Raw genomic sequence first — 16,237 nt, 5'->3', positions numbered from 1 at the left:
GAGGGACACCTGAAACACGACCGGCTTTGGAGGCGCCGCTTCACCGCAGGAACACGTATGGGCATCGGCAGCCATATGCCGAGAACGATGGAGGAGAACCATGTCACCCCGGCTCGACGAAGCGCGTACCCCCCACGCGTCGTCGGCATGTCCTCAGGGACCGACCAATTCCGACTCCCCCGCCGCGAGCGCCGTCCCCGGCCCGCGCACCAGCACCACCCCCGAATCTTCCGGCGAGGGGCTTGAGGGCTTCACGGGGCTCGAAGGACTTCCCGAGATCCCGCCCTACGCCGAAGTAGGGGCTCTGGACGCCAGGGCCCTGTCGAAGACGCTCTTCGAGCGCCTCGAATCCCTCGAAGAGGGCACGCACGAGTACGCGTACGTCCGCAACACCCTCGTCGAGCTCAACCTCGCGCTCGTCAAGTTCGCCGCCTCCCGGTTCCGCTCGCGCAGTGAGCCGATGGAGGACATCGTCCAGGTCGGCACCATCGGCCTGATCAAGGCGATCGACCGGTTCGAGCTGAGCCGCGGTGTCGAGTTCCCGACGTTCGCGATGCCGACCATCGTCGGCGAGATCAAGCGGTTCTTCCGCGACACCAGCTGGTCCGTGCGCGTCCCGCGCCGGCTCCAGGAGCTCCGGCTCGACCTGGCCAAGGCGGGGGACGAGCTCTCCCAGCAGCTGGACCGCGCGCCCACCGTGGCGGAGCTGTCCGAGCGCCTCGGCATCACGCCGGACGAGGTCGTCGAGGGCATGTCCGCGAGCAACGCGTACACCGCGAGCTCGCTGGACGCCAAGCCCGAGGAGGACGACAGCGAGGGCGCCCTCGCGGACCGCCTCGGCTACGAGGACCACGGGCTCGAAGGCATCGAGTACGTGGAGTCCCTGAAGCCGCTGATCGCCGCGCTGCCCTCGCGGGACCGGATGATCCTCTCGCTCCGCTTCGTCAGCAACATGACGCAGTCGGAGATCGGGGAGGAGCTCGGCATCTCGCAGATGCACGTCTCCCGGCTGCTCTCCCGCACGCTGGTCAAGCTCCGCAAGGGGCTGACCCTGGAGGAATAGCCGCCCGAGGGCTTGCGGAAGGGCCCGCCCCGGTACGTCGTCGCGTGACGTACGTACGGGGCGGGCCCTTCCGCGTGCCGGGCCCTTCCGCGTGCCGGGCCCTTCCGCGTGCCGGGCCCTTCCGCGTGCCGGGCCCTTCCGCGTGCCGGGCTCCCGGTGGCTACTCCACCCGCTCCCCGCCCCGCCACACCGCGCTGACCAGCGGGACGCCCGGGCGGTAGGCGAGGTGGACGTGGCTCGGGGCGTCCAGGAGGACCAGGTCGGCGCGGGCGCCCGGGGTGATCCGGCCGATGTCCGTACGGCGCAGGGCCGCTGCGCCGCCCGCGGTGGCGGACCAGAGGGCCTCGTCGGGGGTCATCCCCATGTCGCGTACGGCCAGGGCGATGCAGAACGGCATGGACGAGGTGAACGACGAGCCGGGGTTGCAGTCCGTGGAGAGCGCGACGGTGGCCCCGGCGTCCAGCAGGCGGCGGGCGTCGGGCCAGGTGGCGCGGGTGGAGAACTCGGCGCCGGGGAGCAGCGTGGCGACCGTGTCGCCCTGGCCCAGCGCGTCCACGTCCGCGTCGGTGAGGTGGGTGCAGTGGTCGGCGGAGGCGGCGCCGAGCTCGACGGCGAGCTGGACGCCGGGGCCGTACGTCAGCTGGTTGGCGTGGATACGGGGGACGAGCCCCTTGGCGCGGCCCGCCGTGAGGATGGCGCGGGCCTGGTCGCCGTCGAAGGCGCCGCGCTCGCAGAAGACGTCGATCCAGCGGGCGTGCGGGGCGCAGGCCTCCAGCATGGGGCCGGTGACCAGGTCGACGTAGCCGGCCGGGTCGTCGGCGTAGTCCGGGGGGACGACGTGGGCGCCGAGGTAGGTGACCTCGTCGGTGTGGCGGGAGGCGACGCGCAGGGCGCGGGCCTCGTCCTCGACGGTGAGGCCGTAGCCGGACTTGGTCTCCAGGGTGGTGGTGCCCTGGCGCAGGGCCTCGGCGAGGTAGCGGGCGACGTTGTCGGAGAGCTGCTCGTCCGAGGCCTGGCGGGTGGCGGCGACCGTGGTGCGGATGCCGCCGGCGGTGTAGGGCTGCCCGGACATCCGGGCGTTGAACTCCTGGGTGCGGTCGCCCGCGAAGACCAGGTGCGAGTGGGAGTCGACGAAGCCGGGGATCATGGCCCGGCCGGCCGCGTCGAGGACGTTGTCAGTGGCGGGTGCTTTGCTTGATTCACCGGTCCAGACGATGCGGTCGCCCTCGATGACGACGGCCGCGTCCTGGATCAGGCCCAGGGGGGTCCCGTTGCCGAGGGAGGGGTCATTGGTGACCAGGCTGGCGATGTGGGTGACGGCGGTGGTCGTCATCTGGAGAGTGTTCTCCTTGCGTTCCGGGGTTTCGGCCGGGTTCCGGTCCGGGGTCAGTGGTGCAGGGCTGCCACGGCCGCCGCGAGCGCTCCTGGCACGTCCTCGATCAGCGCGTGGCGGCCGTCGCGGACGATGTGACGCCCTGCCACGACCGTGTGCCGCACATCAGCGGCGGAGGCGGCGAATACGGCGGTCTCCGCTGCCAGTCGGGGCACCGGTCCCGCTGTTCTGACGGAGTCCAGGGCGATCGTCGTCAGGTCGGCGGGGGCGCCCGGTTCCAGGACGCCCGCGTCGGGGCGGCCGAGTGCGGCGTGCCCGTCGGCGGAGGCGGCCCGCAGCAGGGCTGCGGCCGTCCAGTGGCCCCGGATGTGGGTGCGCAGCCGCTCGTTGAGCTCCATCGCCCGCGCCTCTTCGAAGAGGTCGATGACGGCGTGGCTGTCGCTGCCCAGCGAGAGCGGCGAGCCCGCCTTCTGGAGGGCCACGGCGGGGCCGATGCCGTCGGCGAGGTCGCGCTCCGTCGTGGGGCACATGCAGGTGCCGGTGGTGGAGGAGCCGAGCAGCGCGATGTCCTCCTCCCTCAGATGCGTGTTGTGGATGCCGGTGGTGCGCGGGCCGAGGACCCCGTGGTCGGCCAGGAGCCGGGTGGGGGTGCGGCCGTGGGCGGCCAGGCAGGCGTCGTTCTCCGCCGTCTGCTCGGAGAGGTGGACATGGAGGGGGGCGTTCCGCTCCTCGGCCCACTGCGCGACGGTGGCCAGCTGGCCGGCAGGGACCGCGCGGACGGAGTGGATGGCCGCGCCGATCAGGGTGTGGTCGTCGCCCTTGAGGAGGGAGGCGCGTTCGGCCCAGGCGTCGGCGGTGGTGTCGGAGAAGCGCAGCTGGTGCCGGTTGGGCTGCTCGCCGAAGCCGGCGGCGAGGTAGGCGGTGTCCAGCAGGGTGATCCGGACGCCCGCCTCGGCCGCCGCCGCGATCAGCGCCTCGCCCATGGCGTTGGGGTTGGCGTAGGGCGTGCCGCCGGGCGCGTGGTGCAGATAGTGGAACTCGCCGACGGAGGTGATGCCGGCCAGCGCCATCTCCGCGTACGTGGCGCGGGCCAGGTCGAAGTAGGTGTCCGGGGTGAGCCGGGAGGCCACCTGGTACATCAGCTCGCGCCAGGTCCAGAAGGTGCCGGAGCCCACCTGGACGGTGGCGCGCAGGGCCCGGTGGAAGGCGTGCGAGTGGGCGTTGGCGAGGCCGGGGAGGGTCAGGCCGCGCAGCACGGTGGCGCCGGGCGGGGGCGTCTCCACGCCGGTCCTGACCCCGGCGATGCGGCCGTCGGCGACCTCCACGGTGACGTCGGGCTCCACATGGGTGCCGAGCCAGGCGTGGTCCATCCAGTACGTGGCGGTGACGGGCCCGCCGGCCGTCCGTGTCGTCAGCTGCACGCGAGACCTTCCAGTACGTCGGCGAGTGCCCGCACCCCGGCCGTGCAGTCGTCCTCGGCGGCGTGTTCGGCCGGAGAGTGCGAGATGCCGGTGGGGTTCCGCACGAAGAGCATGGCGGTGGGGACCGAAGCGGACAAAATACCCGCATCATGGCCCGCGCCGGTGCCGAGGACGGGGACCGGGCGCCCCGTGTCGCCGGTCCCCTCCAGGATCCTGGCGAGTTCGTCGCGCAGGGCGTGCTCGAACTCGACGACGGGCGTGAAGGACTCCCGTACGACATCGAGGTCGATCCCGCCCCGCTCGGCGTGCTGGCGGGCGGCGCGCTCGATACCGGTGACGACGGCGTCCAGGGTGGCCTGGTCGGCGGCGCGGGAGTCGAGCCAGCCACGGACGAGGGAGGGGATGGCGTTGACGCCGTTGGGCTCGACCGCGATCTTGCCGAAGGTGGCGAGGGCGCCGGTGAGTTCGGCCTCTCGACGGGCGGCGAGCACGGTCTCGGCGTACGTGAGCATCGGGTCGCGGCGGTCGGCCAGACGGGTGGTGCCCGCGTGGTTGGCCTCGCCCCGGAAGTCGAACCGCCAGCGGCCGTGCGGCCAGATGGCGGAGGCGATGCCCACGGGGTCGCCGGTCAGGTCGAGGGCGCGGCCCTGCTCGACGTGGAGTTCGACGAACGCGCCGATCCGGGCGAGCCGTTCGGGGTCGGGGCCGATGGCCTCGGGGTCGTATCCGGCGCTCTCCATGGCGGCGGGCAGGGCGATCCCGTCCGCGTCCCGGAGGCGGTGGGCGTCGGCCACGGTGAGCTGCCCGGCGGCGAGCCGGGACCCGACGCAGGCGAGGCCGAAGCGGGCGCCCTCCTCGTCACCGAAGTTGGTGATGGCGAGGGGGCGGGTGAACGCCACGCCACGGGAGCGGAGTTCGTCGAGCGCGGCGAAGGAGGAGACCACACCGAGCGGCCCGTCGAAGGCGCCGCCGTCCGGTACGGAGTCCAGGTGCGAGCCGGTGACGACGGCGTCGCCGGCCAGGGGGTCGCCGAGCCAGGCCCACTGGTTGCCGTTGCGGTCCGTCTCGTAGGTGAGGCCGCGCGCCTCGGCCTGCGTACGGAACCAGGCCCGGCAGTCGAGGTCCGCCGCCGACCAGGCGTACCGCCGGTAGCCGCCGCTGTCGGGGTGGCGGCCGACGGGGGCCAGCTCGCGCCACATGGAGAGGAAGGAGTCACCTGTACGCCACTGCTGAGTGCCGGAAGAGGTGGCGGATGCGCCCGTGGGCATCAGTTGCCCTCCGCCATCGGGACGCGTACGCCCTTGTCCTCGGCGACCGACTCGGCGATGTCGTAGCCCGCGTCGACGTGACGGATGACGCCCATGCCGGGGTCGTTCGTCAGGACGCGGCGGATCTTCTCGCCCGCGAGCTTCGTGCCGTCGGCGACGGTGACCTGGCCCGCGTGGATGGAGCGGCCCATGCCGACACCGCCGCCGTGGTGGAGGGAGACCCAGGAGGCGCCGGAGGCGACGTTGACCATGGCGTTGAGGAGCGGCCAGTCGGCGATGGCGTCGGAGCCGTCGAGCATGGCCTCGGTCTCGCGGTACGGGGAGGCGACCGAGCCGCAGTCGAGGTGGTCGCGGCCGATGGCCAGCGGGGCGGCCAGTTCGCCGCTCGCGACCATGTCGTTGAAGCGCTCGCCGGCCTTGTCGCGCTCGCCGTAGCCGAGCCAGCAGATGCGGGCGGGCAGGCCCTGGAAGTGGACGCGCTCGCCGGCCATCTTGATCCAGCGGTGCAGGGACTCGTTCTCCGGGAAGAGCTCCAGCATCGCCCGGTCGGTCTTGTGGATGTCGGAGGCCTCGCCGGACAGGGCGGCCCAGCGGAAGGGGCCCTTGCCCTCGCAGAAGAGGGGGCGGATGTAGGCGGGGACGAAGCCGGGGAAGTCGAAGGCCCGGTCGTACCCGGCGAGCCGGGCCTCGCCGCGGATGGAGTTGCCGTAGTCGAAGACCTCGGCCCCGGCGTCCATGAAGCCGACCATGGCCTCGACGTGGCGGGCCATCGACTCCCGGGCGCGCTGGGTGAAGTCGGCGGGCTTCTCGGCGGCGAGGGTGGCCATGTCGTCGAAGTCGACGCCGATCGGGAGGTAGGCCAGCGGGTCGTGGGCGCTGGTCTGGTCGGTGACGATGTCGATGGGCGCGCCTTCGGCGAGCATCCGGGGCAGCAGCTCCGCCGCGTTGCCGAGGAGGCCGATGGAGAGAGGCTTCCGCTGGTCGCGGGCTTCGACGGCGAGCTGGAGGGCGTGCTCCAGGTTGTCGGCCTTGACGTCGAGGTAGCGGTGCTCGATGCGGCGGTCGATGGCGCGCGGGTCGACGTCGATACAGATCGCGACGCCGTCGTTCATGGTGACCGCGAGCGGCTGGGCGCCGCCCATGCCGCCGAGCCCGGCCGTCAGGGTGAGCGTCCCGGCCAGGGTTCCGCCGAACTTCTTCGCGGCGACGGCGGCGAAGGTCTCGTAGGTGCCCTGGAGGATGCCCTGGGTGCCGATGTAGATCCAGGACCCGGCGGTCATCTGGCCGTACATGGTGAGGCCGAGCGCCTCCAGGCGGCGGAACTCCTCCCAGTTGGCCCAGTCGCCGACCAGGTTGGAGTTGGCGATCAGGACACGCGGCGCCCACTCATGGGTCTGCATGACACCGACCGGCCGCCCCGACTGGACGAGCATCGTCTCGTCCTGCTTGAGCGTCTGGAGGGTGCGGACCATCGCGTCGAACGAGCGCCAGTCGCGGGCCGCCTTGCCCGTGCCGCCGTAGACGACGAGCTTGTCGGGGTGCTCGGCGACCTCGGGGTCCAGGTTGTTCTGGAGCATGCGCAGGGCGGCTTCCTGCTGCCATCCCAGGGTGCTGAGGGCGCTGCCGCGCGGCGCTCGTACGGGGCGGGGTCCTGACATGGCGGTGCCTCCTCGGGACGGTGAATATCCATTCACATCCTGAGGCGCTGAATAGTCTTAGTCAACAGGTGCGGTTCGCGTCGCGTCCGGGAAGAGGTGTTCCATCCCCGACCCGAGGGCACCGGAGGCACCGGAGGCACCGATGAGCACGCCCGGCACACCAGACACGCCCGGCACACCCGCACCCGCAGCCCCCGAGGCGTCGCCGCCGCTCAAGCGGGCGCTCGGCCCCAAGCTGCTGATCCTCTTCGTCATCGGGGACATCCTCGGCACCGGTATCTACGCCACCACCGGCGACGTGGCGGGCAAGGTGGGCGGGGCGCTCTGGCTGCCGTTCGCGATCGGGTTCGTCGTGGCGCTGCTGACGGCGGCCTCGTACGTGGAGCTCGTCGGCAAGTACCCGAAGGCGGCCGGGGCCGCGCTCTACACCCAGAAGGCGTTCAAGATCCCGTTCCTGACGTTCATCGTCGCCTTCATGGTCATGTGCTCCGGGCTCTCCTCGGCGAGCGCGGCGGCCCGGGCGTTCAGCGGCGACTACCTGGGGGAGTTCACCGACGCCGTACCGCCGACCCTCATCGCGATCCTCTTCATCCTCGCGCTGGCCGCGATCAACCTGCGCGGGGTCTCCGAGTCGGTGAAGGCGAACGTCGTGCTGACCCTGGTGGAGGTCAGCGGGCTCGCGGTGATCCTGGCGATCGGCGCGTACGCGGTGTTCAGCGGCGACGGGGAGCCCTCCCGGCTGACCCAGATCGAGACCGGCGGGACCGGATACGCCCTGCTCACCGGGGTGCTCGGCGCCACCGCGCTCGGGTTCTTCGCCTTCGTGGGCTTCGAGGACTCGGTCAACATGGCCGAGGAGACCAAGGACCCCGCCCGCAACTTCCCGCGCGCCATCTTCATCGGCGTGGCCGTCACCGGCACGATCTACATCCTGGTCGCGCTGGTCTCCTCGCTCCTGGTCGACTCCCGCACCCTGTCCGAGTCCAGCGGCCCGCTGCTGGAAGTGGTGAAGGCGGGCGGCGTCGATTTTCCGCCGAAACTCTTCGCGCTGATCGCCCTGTTCGCGGTCACCAACTCGGCGCTGATCAACCTGATGATGGCCTCGCGGCTCTGCTACGGCATGGCCAACGAACGCATCCTCCCGCCCACGATGGGCAAGGTGCTGGCGGGCCGGCGCACCCCCTGGGTCGGCATCGTCTTCGTCTCCCTCCTGGCGATCGGCCTGGTCTCCACCGGCGAGATCGAGGGACTCGGCGACACCACCTCGTTCCTGCTGCTGTGCGTCTTCGGCGTGGTCAACATCGCCGTACTGGTGCTGCGCAAGGACCGGGTGGACCACCGCCACTTCCGTACGCCGACCGCCCTGCCGGTCCTCGGCGCGATCACCTCGCTGGTCCTGGCGAGCCCGCTCGCCGACCGGGGCGCCGACGTCTACGTACGGGCCGGGATCCTGCTGCTGATCGGGATCGGACTGTGGGCGGTGAACAAGGCGGTGATGGCGGCCCGCGAGAAGTCCGACCGGGCGGCGGGCTGACGGAACGCCACCCCAGTTCCCGGCCACCACATTTCAGCCGCTCCTTTACACCCTGGGGCGCATGTACCAAAGGAAAATGCCAGAACCTCCACCTGCCGTGAGTACGTTGCGTAGCCTCAGGGTCACAGCCGTACGCCGCGTCGGGAGGGGAATCCGCGTGCCCGGAATCGACGAGTGCCTGCTCGAAGTCATGAGGCTGCCCGGCGCCCGGGGCGCCTCGGTGGTCGACTGGACGAGCGGCCTCGCGCTCGGCACCATCGGCGAGTCCCCCAACGGCGACCACGAGGCGACGGCGGCCGAGACCGCCGAGGTCGCCCGGATGACCGCCGAACAGCCCGCCTTCGCCCACCTGACCGCAGGGGGCGGAAGCGAACGCTCCGGGGAAGCGCCGAGCACCTCCGTCGAGGACGTCATCGTCACCACACAAGACGGTTACCACATGCTCCGCTTCGTCGAGACGGCTTTCGACAGCAGCGTCTTCCTCCACCTCTGGCTGAGCCGCTCCGAGGGCAACCTCGCGATGGCCCGGTTACGCCTGGGTGAGCTGGCCGAGCGGCTGGTGTTGGCATGAGCGCGATAGCCGCCGACCCCGGCGCCCCGGAGACGGACCGGCTCCCGGTCCTCTCCCCGATGCTCCAGCGCCTCGCCGCCGAACGCGCCACCGGCGCCCTGATGCGCGACCGGGGCACGCTCTACCTCGCCGACGGCCAGGTGGTGCACGCCGAGAGCCCCGCCACCCCCGGCATCGACGTCCTCCTCACCACCGGCGGCACACTGCGGCACGAGGGCTGGTGGGACGCGGTGGCGCAGGCCGGGGCCGGACAGCGGGTCGGCCGCTATCTCGTGGACAGCGGCCATGTGCCGGGCGGCGCCCTGGAGTTGTGCCACCTGGGCGCGTTGTACGACGCCGCGTTCTTCGCCCTCGCCCCGACCGGGACACCCGCCCGCTTCCGTTACGGGGTGTCCCACTGGATCGGGCCGGTGCGGCCGGTCCCGGTGGCCGCCGTCCAGCGCGAGACGCTGCGCAGACGGGAGCTGCTGGACCGGATCTGGCCCGACGCCGCCTGCGACAGCGCCCCGGTCGTCCGGGCGGCGGCACACCCGGGCGACAGCCCCGTACCCGCCCGCCAGCGCGCCGTCCTGGAGCTGGCCGACGGGGTGCGTACGGCGTCGGACATCGCCCTGGCACTGGGCCGTTCGGCGTTCCACATCCTGGTCGACCTGCGGCGGCTCGCCGCGGCCGGCCAGGTGGAGGCGGTCCGCGCGCAGCCCCTGCCCGCCACCGCCTCGGCACACGGCCGGATCACGCTCCCCGAGGTGACGGCCGACCCCGATATCGCCCTGCTGCGCCGGCTCCGAGACGCATTGGAGGCCCTGTGATACGCGCGCTCAGACAGCGTGCCGGGAGGAGACAGCTGATGGTTCCCGAGGCCGAGACGCGCGGTGTCCTCGACGAGCTCCAGCGGTTACGGGCCAGGGTTCCCCTCCTCGCCGGGGCGCTGGCCGCCTCCACCGACGGACTGGTCCTGGCCCACGACACCCCGGGCATCGAGGCCGAGGGCGTCGCCGCCCTCACCGCCGCCGCGCTCGGCGTCTCGATCCGGATGACGGAGGCCACCGGCCGCGGCGGCTTCCGGGAGCTCCTGGTCCGCGGCGAGAGCGGCTACATCGCCACCTACGCCGCCGGCTCCTCCGCCGTCCTGACCCTGCTGGCCGAGGACCGCATCAACGTCGGCCGGCTCCATCTGGAGGGCCGCCGGGCAGGCGCCCGGATCGGCGAACTCGTCGACACCGCCCTGGAACGCGCCGAGCGCACGCCCCCCATGCCGCGCACCGCACCGTCGCGCGGCGCCCCCAACCGCACGCTCCCGCAGCGCCCGACGTAACCGCCCCTCCCCCACGCGCACCACAACCACCCACCACACACCACACCCATGCCACTCACGCGAAAACGGACCCGGTCAGCGCGACCGGCCACGGAAAGGAAACGAGCCTCCATGGCGAACACCGAAGCGTCACTGAAGGAAGCGATGAGCTCGATCGAGGGCACCACGGGTGTCGCCCTCGTCGACTACACGAGCGGGATGGCCCTGGGCACGCTCGGCGGCGGCAAGGACTTCAACCTGGAGGTCGCGGCCGCGGGCAACACCGACGTGATCCGCGCCAAGCTCCGCACCATGGAGCACCTGGGCATCAAGGAGGAGATCGAGGACATCCTCATCACCCTGGGTACCCAGTACCACCTGATCCGGCTGCTCAAGACCCGGGGCAGCAACGGCCTCTTCCTCTACCTGGTGCTGGACGCGAGCCGCGCGAACCTGGCGATGGCCCGTCACCAGCTGAAGAGGATCGAGGCCGAGCTGGAGGTCTGAGGCCTGAAAGGTCGGACCTCTTGCGGAGCGGTCTCGACGCGCAAAGGTCCGACCTTACCGGCGGCGACGCCGCAAAGGTCCGACCTCACCGGCGGTGACGCCGCTGAGGTCCGACCTTTACCGGCGGCGACGCCGCGCCCCGCCCGGCGCGGCGTCCCCCGCCGTCGGCCCCGTCGTGCGGTGCCCCTGCACCCCCTTCGCGACCGGGCTGCCGCGCCCGGCCCAGTCGGTGCGCACCCAGTACAGGACGTCGTCCCGGCGCTCCCGCTGCCCGATCCGCACCGCCTTGGCCCAGAGACCGGCCCCCGCGCCCGCGAGGACCAGACCGCCGGCGCCCGGCAGCGCGAACGAGGACGCCACCGCCGCCACGAACGCGCCCAGCAGCCACCACCGGTGCCCGCGCCGCCAGGCCCGTACGGTCACGGCCCGGTCCTGGAGGAAGTCGCCGCGCCCCGCCCGGGAGGCGCCCCGCGCCAGCTCCGCGTACCGCCCTCCGCGTGCCAGGAGCACGACGGCCGCGGTCACGATGAAGAGCGCCGCCCCCGTCAGCAGCCCGATCCGGCGCCCGGTCAGCCCCGGTACGAACGCTCCCGCGGCGGCGGCCACCAGCCCGGCCCACGACAGCGGGGCGGCCCCGGCCCGTACGATCACGGCCACTCTCGCCAGCGACTGTCCTCCGCGCCCCACGTCCGTACCCCTCTCGCTCCACGCCCGCCGGTTCCTGTGCCGGTCGTTCCGGTCGTTCTGCGCGCGGAGATTAGCGGCCGCAGATGAGGGGTGCGTGAGAATGCGCGAAATCGAGCCGCTCAGGAGGCCTCACTCCACGAACAGGCCCCGGGCAGCCGCCCGTACGTCGAACTCCTCCAGCCGCGCCTGGGCGTCGGGCAGTTCGTCGCACATCGCCTCCAGCAGCACCCGCCCCAGCAGCATCGGGGCGCAGACGGTGTCGAAGGAGAGCCCGGAGCCGATGGCCGCCGGGAGGAGCAGATCGCTGTGCTTAGCGACCGGCGCGAAGGCGGAGTCCGCGACCGTCACGACGGTGAGCCCCTGCTCCCCGGCGTACGCCAGCGCCTCCACGGACTCCCTGGGGTGGCGCGGCAGCGCGAAGCACATCAGGGCGGTGGCGCCGGCCCGGCGGGCGGCGTCGATCCGGTCCAGGAGCATGGAGCCGCCCTCGTCGAGGACGCGGACGTCGGGGTGCACCTTGGCGGCGAAGTAGCCGAAGCCGCGCGCCTGCGAGGAGGCCGCGCGCAGCCCCAGCACGGGCAGCGGCCGGGACCCGGCCAGCAGCCGGCCCGCCCGCTCCACGGGGCCGGGGTCGGCGAGGAGGTCCGAGAGGTGCTGGAGGTTCTCGATCTCGGCGCGGACGGCCTGCTGGTACTCGTTGTACGTCTCCCCCGCCTCCTCCTGCTCCGCGTCGGCGGGCGCGACCTCGCGGAGGTGGCGGCGGAGCGCCGGGTAGCCGTCGAAGCCGAGGGCGACGGCGAACCGGGTGACGGAGGGCTGGCTGACCCCGGCGAGCTCGGCCAGCTCGACGCTGGAGAGGAACGGCGCGTCGGCTGCCCGGCGGACCATGCAGTGCGCGATGCGCCGCTGGGTGGGCGTGAGCCGGTGCCCCTCGAAGAGCTGCTGCAACCGCGCGGCGGGGCTGCTCCCACTCATGCTGTCCCCTTGCTGATCCTCGCCGGATCCCTCGCGCCACGATCGGCGTCGCGCCACGGTCGGCGCCGACAGATCCATTCAGCCAGGAAGGCTCCTGCATGTCCATATGCAGCGGGCGGCCGGGCGGCCCCCGGTCAGATACGGACCGGCAGGCGGGCCGGGCCCCGCAGGCTCAGCAGGCCGTTCCAGCGGACCTCGCCCGCCTGCTCCAGGTCCGGAAAGCGGCGGACCAGTTCCCCGATGGCGATCCGCCCCTGGATCCGGGCGAGCCCTCCGCCGATGCAGTAGTGGGCGCCGCCGCCGAAGGAGACGTGGCGGCGCGCGTTCTCGCGGTCCAGCCGCAGCCGGCCGGCGTCCGGGCCCCAGAACTCCTCGTCGCGGTTGGCACCCGCCAGGCTCGCGAGGACGACCGAACCGGCCGGGATGGCGAGCTCCGCCATCAGCAGGGGGTGCAGGGTGATCCGCCGGGCGAGGTGGACCGGGGGTTCGTAGCGGAGCAGCTCCTCGATCGCGTTCCGCTCCAGTCCGGGTGTGGTGCGCAGGAGGTCCAGCTGCTCGGGGTGGCGCAGCAGCGCCAGGATCCCCCCGGAGATCAGGTTGACGGTCGTCTCGTAACCGGCGACGTAGACCATGGCTACCTGGGCGACGAGTTCGTCGTGGGTGAGCCGGTCGCCGTCGTCCTCGGCGTCGATGAGGGCGGTGAGGAGGTCGTCCCCGCGGGCCCGGCGCTTGCGGGAGATCGCGTCGGAGACGAGCTCCGCCATCTCGGCGTCGGCGGCTTCGATGCCGTCTTTCGCCCCGGAGCCGGCGCCGGGTTCCCCCAGCCGTATGAGCAGGCTGGTCAGCTCGCGCAGGCGCACCGTGTCGACCTCCGGCATCCCGAGGATCCGGGTGATCACGGCGAACGGCAGCGGAAAGGCAAGGGCTTCGACCAGGTCCCCGCCCCCGGCGCGGCCCAGCTCCTCCAACGCCTCGTCGACCAAGGCCCGCACCACCGGCTCGATCCCGCTCATCGCCCTGGGGGTGAAGGCCTGGGAGACGAGTCTGCGCAGGCGCGTGTGGTGCGGGGGGTCCTGGTCGATCAGTGCGAGCCCCTTGAGGCGCGGCGGGCGGCCGGAATCGGTGGCGCCGCGCGCGCTGCGCTTGTCGACGGAGTGCTCCCCGCGCAGCAGCGTCTCCACGTCCTCGTACCGGGAGACCATCCAGAAGCCGCCCGGGTGTTCGTGCACCGGGGCGTGCCGGCGCACCTCCGCGTAGTGAGGGTGCGGGTCCTCCATGAATCCCTCGGACAGCGGGTTGAACATGATCGGGGTCCGGCTCGTCGCGCCGCTCATGACGCACGTCCTCTCTTCGGGTGCAGGGGTAACAGGTGCAGGGGTGAACGGATGGGCAGCGGCGAGGACCGGGGCCGCCCGCGCCGGTGCGCCGCCGCGGCGAGCACCCCGGCGGTCAGGGCCGCGCAGGCGACGACGCCCTTCCGCAGGTACGTGCCCGGGGGCCGGGCGGGCGGCGCGGGGACCGGGCGGGCGGTGACCACCCGGGGGTACGGCTCCAGCGCCGCCGCGTAGCGGGGCCGGCAGACCTCCGCGATACGCGCCCGCCGCTCGGGCGGCAGCGCGGACAGGCGCTCCAGGAACATCGACTCGTACCGGTCCGCCTCGCGCCGGAGCTCCGTGGCGGCCGCGTCACCGTAGAGCTCCACGAAGGCGGCGTACACGTTCAAGGTGCCCGCAGCGACGTCCTGTTCGTAGTGCCGCAGGTCGTTCGCCAGGTCCGCGAGCACTTCCACCGGCCAGAGCAGGTCCCGGGTCGCGGGCTCCATCGGACGCCCCCGCAGGGCGAAGGCCATCGCGCGCAGCAGACGTACGTCGGTGGGCCGCAGTTCGACCATGGCGAGGACGTCGCCCCGGGTGACGGTCCCGCGCGAGGTGGCGCCGTTCTCCAGCCGGACGAACCGTTCCGCCTCGTCGACCAGGAAGGCCACGTCCCCGTTCCACGCGCCCAACGCCCGCAGCACCTTCTCGAAGGCCTTCTTGTAGGTGTGGAACGCCTCGTAGTCGTCGTTGCGTACGGCATCGAGATCCACCGTCGCGTTCCGTTCGGCCAGGGAGTCGACGCGGTAGACGAGGTACTCGACGCCCAGCAGCAGGGGTGTCAGCCGCAGGCGATCCAGGCGCGGCACCTCGTCCACCACGTAGTACATCCGCAGGACGTAGTCCCGCACGATGGCTGCGGCCTTCCCCAGAGGGGTGGCGGCCAGGACGGCCGGACTGTTCATCACGCTTCCTTTCCACGGGCTCCGGACTTTCCACCGGCCCCGGACTTCCCACGGGCCTCGGAGGTGCCTGGGCGCGGGGCGACGGCGAGACCGACCGTGAGTCCCAGCAGCCAGCCGCCCACGACGTCGGCGGGGTGATGGGCGTCGGCGATGACCCGGGTGACGCCGACGGCCAGGACGAGGAGCGCCCCCACGCCCAGGCACGTCCACCACAGCGGTGTGCCGGTACGCGCCCTGGCCACCGCCACCAGCACCACGACGGCCAGGGTCGCGGAGGCCGCGTGGCCGGACGGGAAGCTGAACCCGGCGTCGGGCGGTGTGCCGTCGGCCGGTACCGGCGACGCCCGCCCCACCAGGGGTCCGAGCACCGTCTCCGCGACGAACTGCGCGGTCAGGCCGCCGAGCAGCCACAGGGCGGCGCCGAACCGGCGGCGGACCAGCAGCACCCCGAGGGCCGCCACCACGAGCACGGCCAGCAGGGTGGAGCCGGCCAGGTCGGCCCGTCCGCCGGCCCCGGGCCAGGGGCCGGCGGACGGGCCGAACGCCCGGGCGGCGAGCTCCCGGGCTCCGGCGTCGAACGCGCCGACGGCATCGCTCCCGGCGGCCACCAGCACGGCCAGCACGGTGAGCGCCGCCGCCGAGAGCGCCGATCCGACGAGGAGCCGGGGGGCGGTCCGGACTCCGGCGCCGGTCACCTCGTGGGCTCGGCGGGGGTGTGACCGGGCGGGACCGCGTCGCCGGGGGTGCCGGCCGCCGGCTCCGCGGGCTTCCTGGCCGTGACCACCTGGTAGCGCCAGGCTCCGGCGTCGAACATCCGGATCTGCGCGGCGGACGCGATCAGGTTGTCGGCGGGCACCGGGGCCAGCACCCCGAGCCGCCGGAAGGCGGGCGCGGTGGGACCCAGCAGCCGGACCAGCCACCGCAGCCGGTGCAGGGAGGGGGCGACGTAGGGGGAGATGTCCACGATCCGTACGTCCTCGAAGCCCTGCTTGTGCAGCAGCCGCTCGTACTCGCCGGCGGTGAGCAGTCCGGGCATCGCCCACCCCCGGCACCAGGTCGCCAGCTCCTCCTCCTGCGCCGGGGTGGGTGCCGGGTCCTCGCGGACGAGGTACTCGGCGATCATCAGCCGTCCGCCGGGAGCCAGCACCCGGTGCGCCTCACGGACGAAGGCCTCCTTGTCGTCGACGTGGACGACGCTCTCCAGCGCCCAGACGACGGTGTGCGACGCGTCGGGGAGGCCGGTGTCGGTGAAGTCGGCCTCGACGAACTCCACGAGGCCGTCGACGCCCGCCCGGTGGGCGGCCTCCCGGGCGGCGGCGACCTGGAACGGTGTGATGTTGACGCCGGTGGCACGGCAGCCGAAGTGGTCGGCGATGCGGATCGCGCAGCCCCCGATCCCGCATCCGGCGTCCATGATCCGGTCCTCGGGAGTGATCCCGACGACGGACGCCAGATAGCCGGTCATCCGGCGCAGCGCCGTGACGTGGTTCCGGATCCGGCGGTCGTAGAAGCCGAAGTGGAGGGCTCCGGCCTTCTCGCTGCGCCACAGATGGCGGTAGTCCCAGCGGGTTCCCTCGAAGTAGTCGACGACCTGTTGGCGGTTGGCGCTCATGTCCATTCCCTTCCTGCCGTCCGGCGGACGGCGTCC

16 protein-coding genes are annotated in these 16,237 nt (G+C 72.8%); 6 read left to right on the top strand and 10 right to left on the bottom strand.

Annotation, left to right across the window (positions count from 1 at the left end; genetic code table 11):
* Positions 1-100: 100 nt before the first annotated feature.
* Positions 101-1,063 (top strand): RNA polymerase sigma factor SigF, encoded by a 963-nt coding sequence (locus R2B67_RS22415; protein WP_018515585.1) that lies wholly within the window; start codon positions 101-103, stop codon positions 1,061-1,063.
* 160 nt (positions 1,064-1,223) lie between these two features.
* Here R2B67_RS22415 and hutI read toward each other — a convergent pair whose 3' ends face one another.
* From hutI to hutU, 4 genes are read right to left on the bottom strand one after another with little or no spacing between them, the layout of a single operon-like run.
* On the bottom strand, positions 1,224-2,396 hold the full coding sequence (gene hutI / locus R2B67_RS22410; protein WP_317820554.1) for an imidazolonepropionase: 1,173 nt from the start codon (positions 2,394-2,396) through the stop codon (positions 1,224-1,226).
* 53 nt (positions 2,397-2,449) lie between these two features.
* Positions 2,450-3,817, bottom strand: a complete 1,368-nt coding sequence (locus tag R2B67_RS22405; protein WP_317820552.1) for a formimidoylglutamate deiminase — start codon at positions 3,815-3,817, stop codon at positions 2,450-2,452.
* Positions 3,808-5,085 carry an allantoate amidohydrolase gene (locus tag R2B67_RS22400; RefSeq protein ID WP_317820551.1) on the bottom strand — a complete coding sequence of 426 codons (1,278 nt, stop codon included), beginning with the start codon at positions 5,083-5,085 and terminating at the stop codon, positions 3,808-3,810. Before R2B67_RS22400 ends, R2B67_RS22405 begins: the two co-directional genes overlap by 10 nt.
* Positions 5,085-6,743 carry a urocanate hydratase gene (gene hutU, locus R2B67_RS22395; RefSeq protein WP_317820550.1) on the bottom strand — a complete coding sequence of 553 codons (1,659 nt, stop codon included), beginning with the start codon at positions 6,741-6,743 and terminating at the stop codon, positions 5,085-5,087. The genes R2B67_RS22400 and hutU overlap by 1 nt, the downstream gene beginning before the upstream one ends.
* A 142-nt stretch (positions 6,744-6,885) precedes the next feature.
* On the opposite strand from hutU, the gene R2B67_RS22390 reads away from it, so the two are divergent.
* The 5 genes from R2B67_RS22390 (at position 6,886) to R2B67_RS22370 (ending at position 10,649) form a co-directional block, all read left to right on the top strand.
* Positions 6,886-8,277, top strand: coding sequence for an APC family permease (locus tag R2B67_RS22390; protein ID WP_317820548.1), 1,392 nt, complete (start codon positions 6,886-6,888; stop codon positions 8,275-8,277).
* A 157-nt stretch (positions 8,278-8,434) separates the two neighbouring features.
* A complete protein-coding gene (locus tag R2B67_RS22385; RefSeq protein WP_018515591.1) occupies positions 8,435-8,848 on the top strand; it encodes a hypothetical protein in 414 nt (137 codons plus the stop codon).
* A complete protein-coding gene (locus R2B67_RS22380; RefSeq protein ID WP_317820546.1) occupies positions 8,845-9,657 on the top strand; it encodes a transcriptional regulator in 813 nt (270 codons plus the stop codon). Before R2B67_RS22385 ends, R2B67_RS22380 begins: the two co-directional genes overlap by 4 nt.
* A gap of 38 nt (positions 9,658-9,695) precedes the next feature.
* Positions 9,696-10,163 (top strand): roadblock/LC7 domain-containing protein, encoded by a 468-nt coding sequence (locus R2B67_RS22375; RefSeq protein WP_018515593.1) that lies wholly within the window; start codon positions 9,696-9,698, stop codon positions 10,161-10,163.
* Between the two features lie 111 nt (positions 10,164-10,274).
* Complete coding sequence (locus R2B67_RS22370) at positions 10,275-10,649, top strand: hypothetical protein (RefSeq protein WP_317820545.1); 375 nt, start codon at positions 10,275-10,277, stop codon at positions 10,647-10,649.
* A 117-nt stretch (positions 10,650-10,766) separates the two neighbouring features.
* Here the strand turns inward: R2B67_RS22370 and R2B67_RS22365 are convergent, their stop codons facing one another.
* From R2B67_RS22365 to R2B67_RS22340, 6 genes are all read right to left on the bottom strand, one after another.
* Entirely contained in the window at positions 10,767-11,306 is a 540-nt protein-coding gene (locus R2B67_RS22365; protein WP_317820543.1) for a hypothetical protein, read from the bottom strand.
* A gap of 159 nt (positions 11,307-11,465) precedes the next feature.
* Positions 11,466-12,311 carry a MurR/RpiR family transcriptional regulator gene (locus R2B67_RS22360; RefSeq protein ID WP_239475958.1) on the bottom strand — a complete coding sequence of 282 codons (846 nt, stop codon included), beginning with the start codon at positions 12,309-12,311 and terminating at the stop codon, positions 11,466-11,468.
* Between the two features lie 134 nt (positions 12,312-12,445).
* Positions 12,446-13,645, bottom strand: coding sequence for a cytochrome P450 (locus R2B67_RS22355; protein ID WP_018515597.1), 1,200 nt, complete (start codon positions 13,643-13,645; stop codon positions 12,446-12,448).
* Positions 13,642-14,589: a hypothetical protein gene (locus R2B67_RS22350; protein WP_317820540.1), complete on the bottom strand. Its 948-nt coding sequence runs from the start codon at positions 14,587-14,589 to the stop codon at positions 13,642-13,644. Before R2B67_RS22350 ends, R2B67_RS22355 begins: the two co-directional genes overlap by 4 nt.
* The gene (locus R2B67_RS22345) at positions 14,589-15,284 is read right to left on the bottom strand and encodes a phosphatase PAP2 family protein (RefSeq protein WP_317820538.1); all 696 of its coding nucleotides are present in this window, start codon (positions 15,282-15,284) and stop codon (positions 14,589-14,591) included. Before R2B67_RS22345 ends, R2B67_RS22350 begins: the two co-directional genes overlap by 1 nt.
* A complete protein-coding gene (locus tag R2B67_RS22340; protein WP_317820536.1) occupies positions 15,281-16,201 on the bottom strand; it encodes a methyltransferase domain-containing protein in 921 nt (306 codons plus the stop codon). The genes R2B67_RS22345 and R2B67_RS22340 overlap by 4 nt, the downstream gene beginning before the upstream one ends.
* Positions 16,202-16,237: the final 36 nt, after the last annotated feature.

Origin of the sequence: Streptomyces cyaneofuscatus (assembly GCF_033109485.1) — a bacterium.
Lineage (GTDB): Bacteria > Actinomycetota > Actinomycetes > Streptomycetales > Streptomycetaceae > Streptomyces > Streptomyces cyaneofuscatus.
The sequence above is the reverse complement of the archived record's forward strand: the minus strand, read 5'-3'. Positions and strand labels throughout refer to the sequence as shown.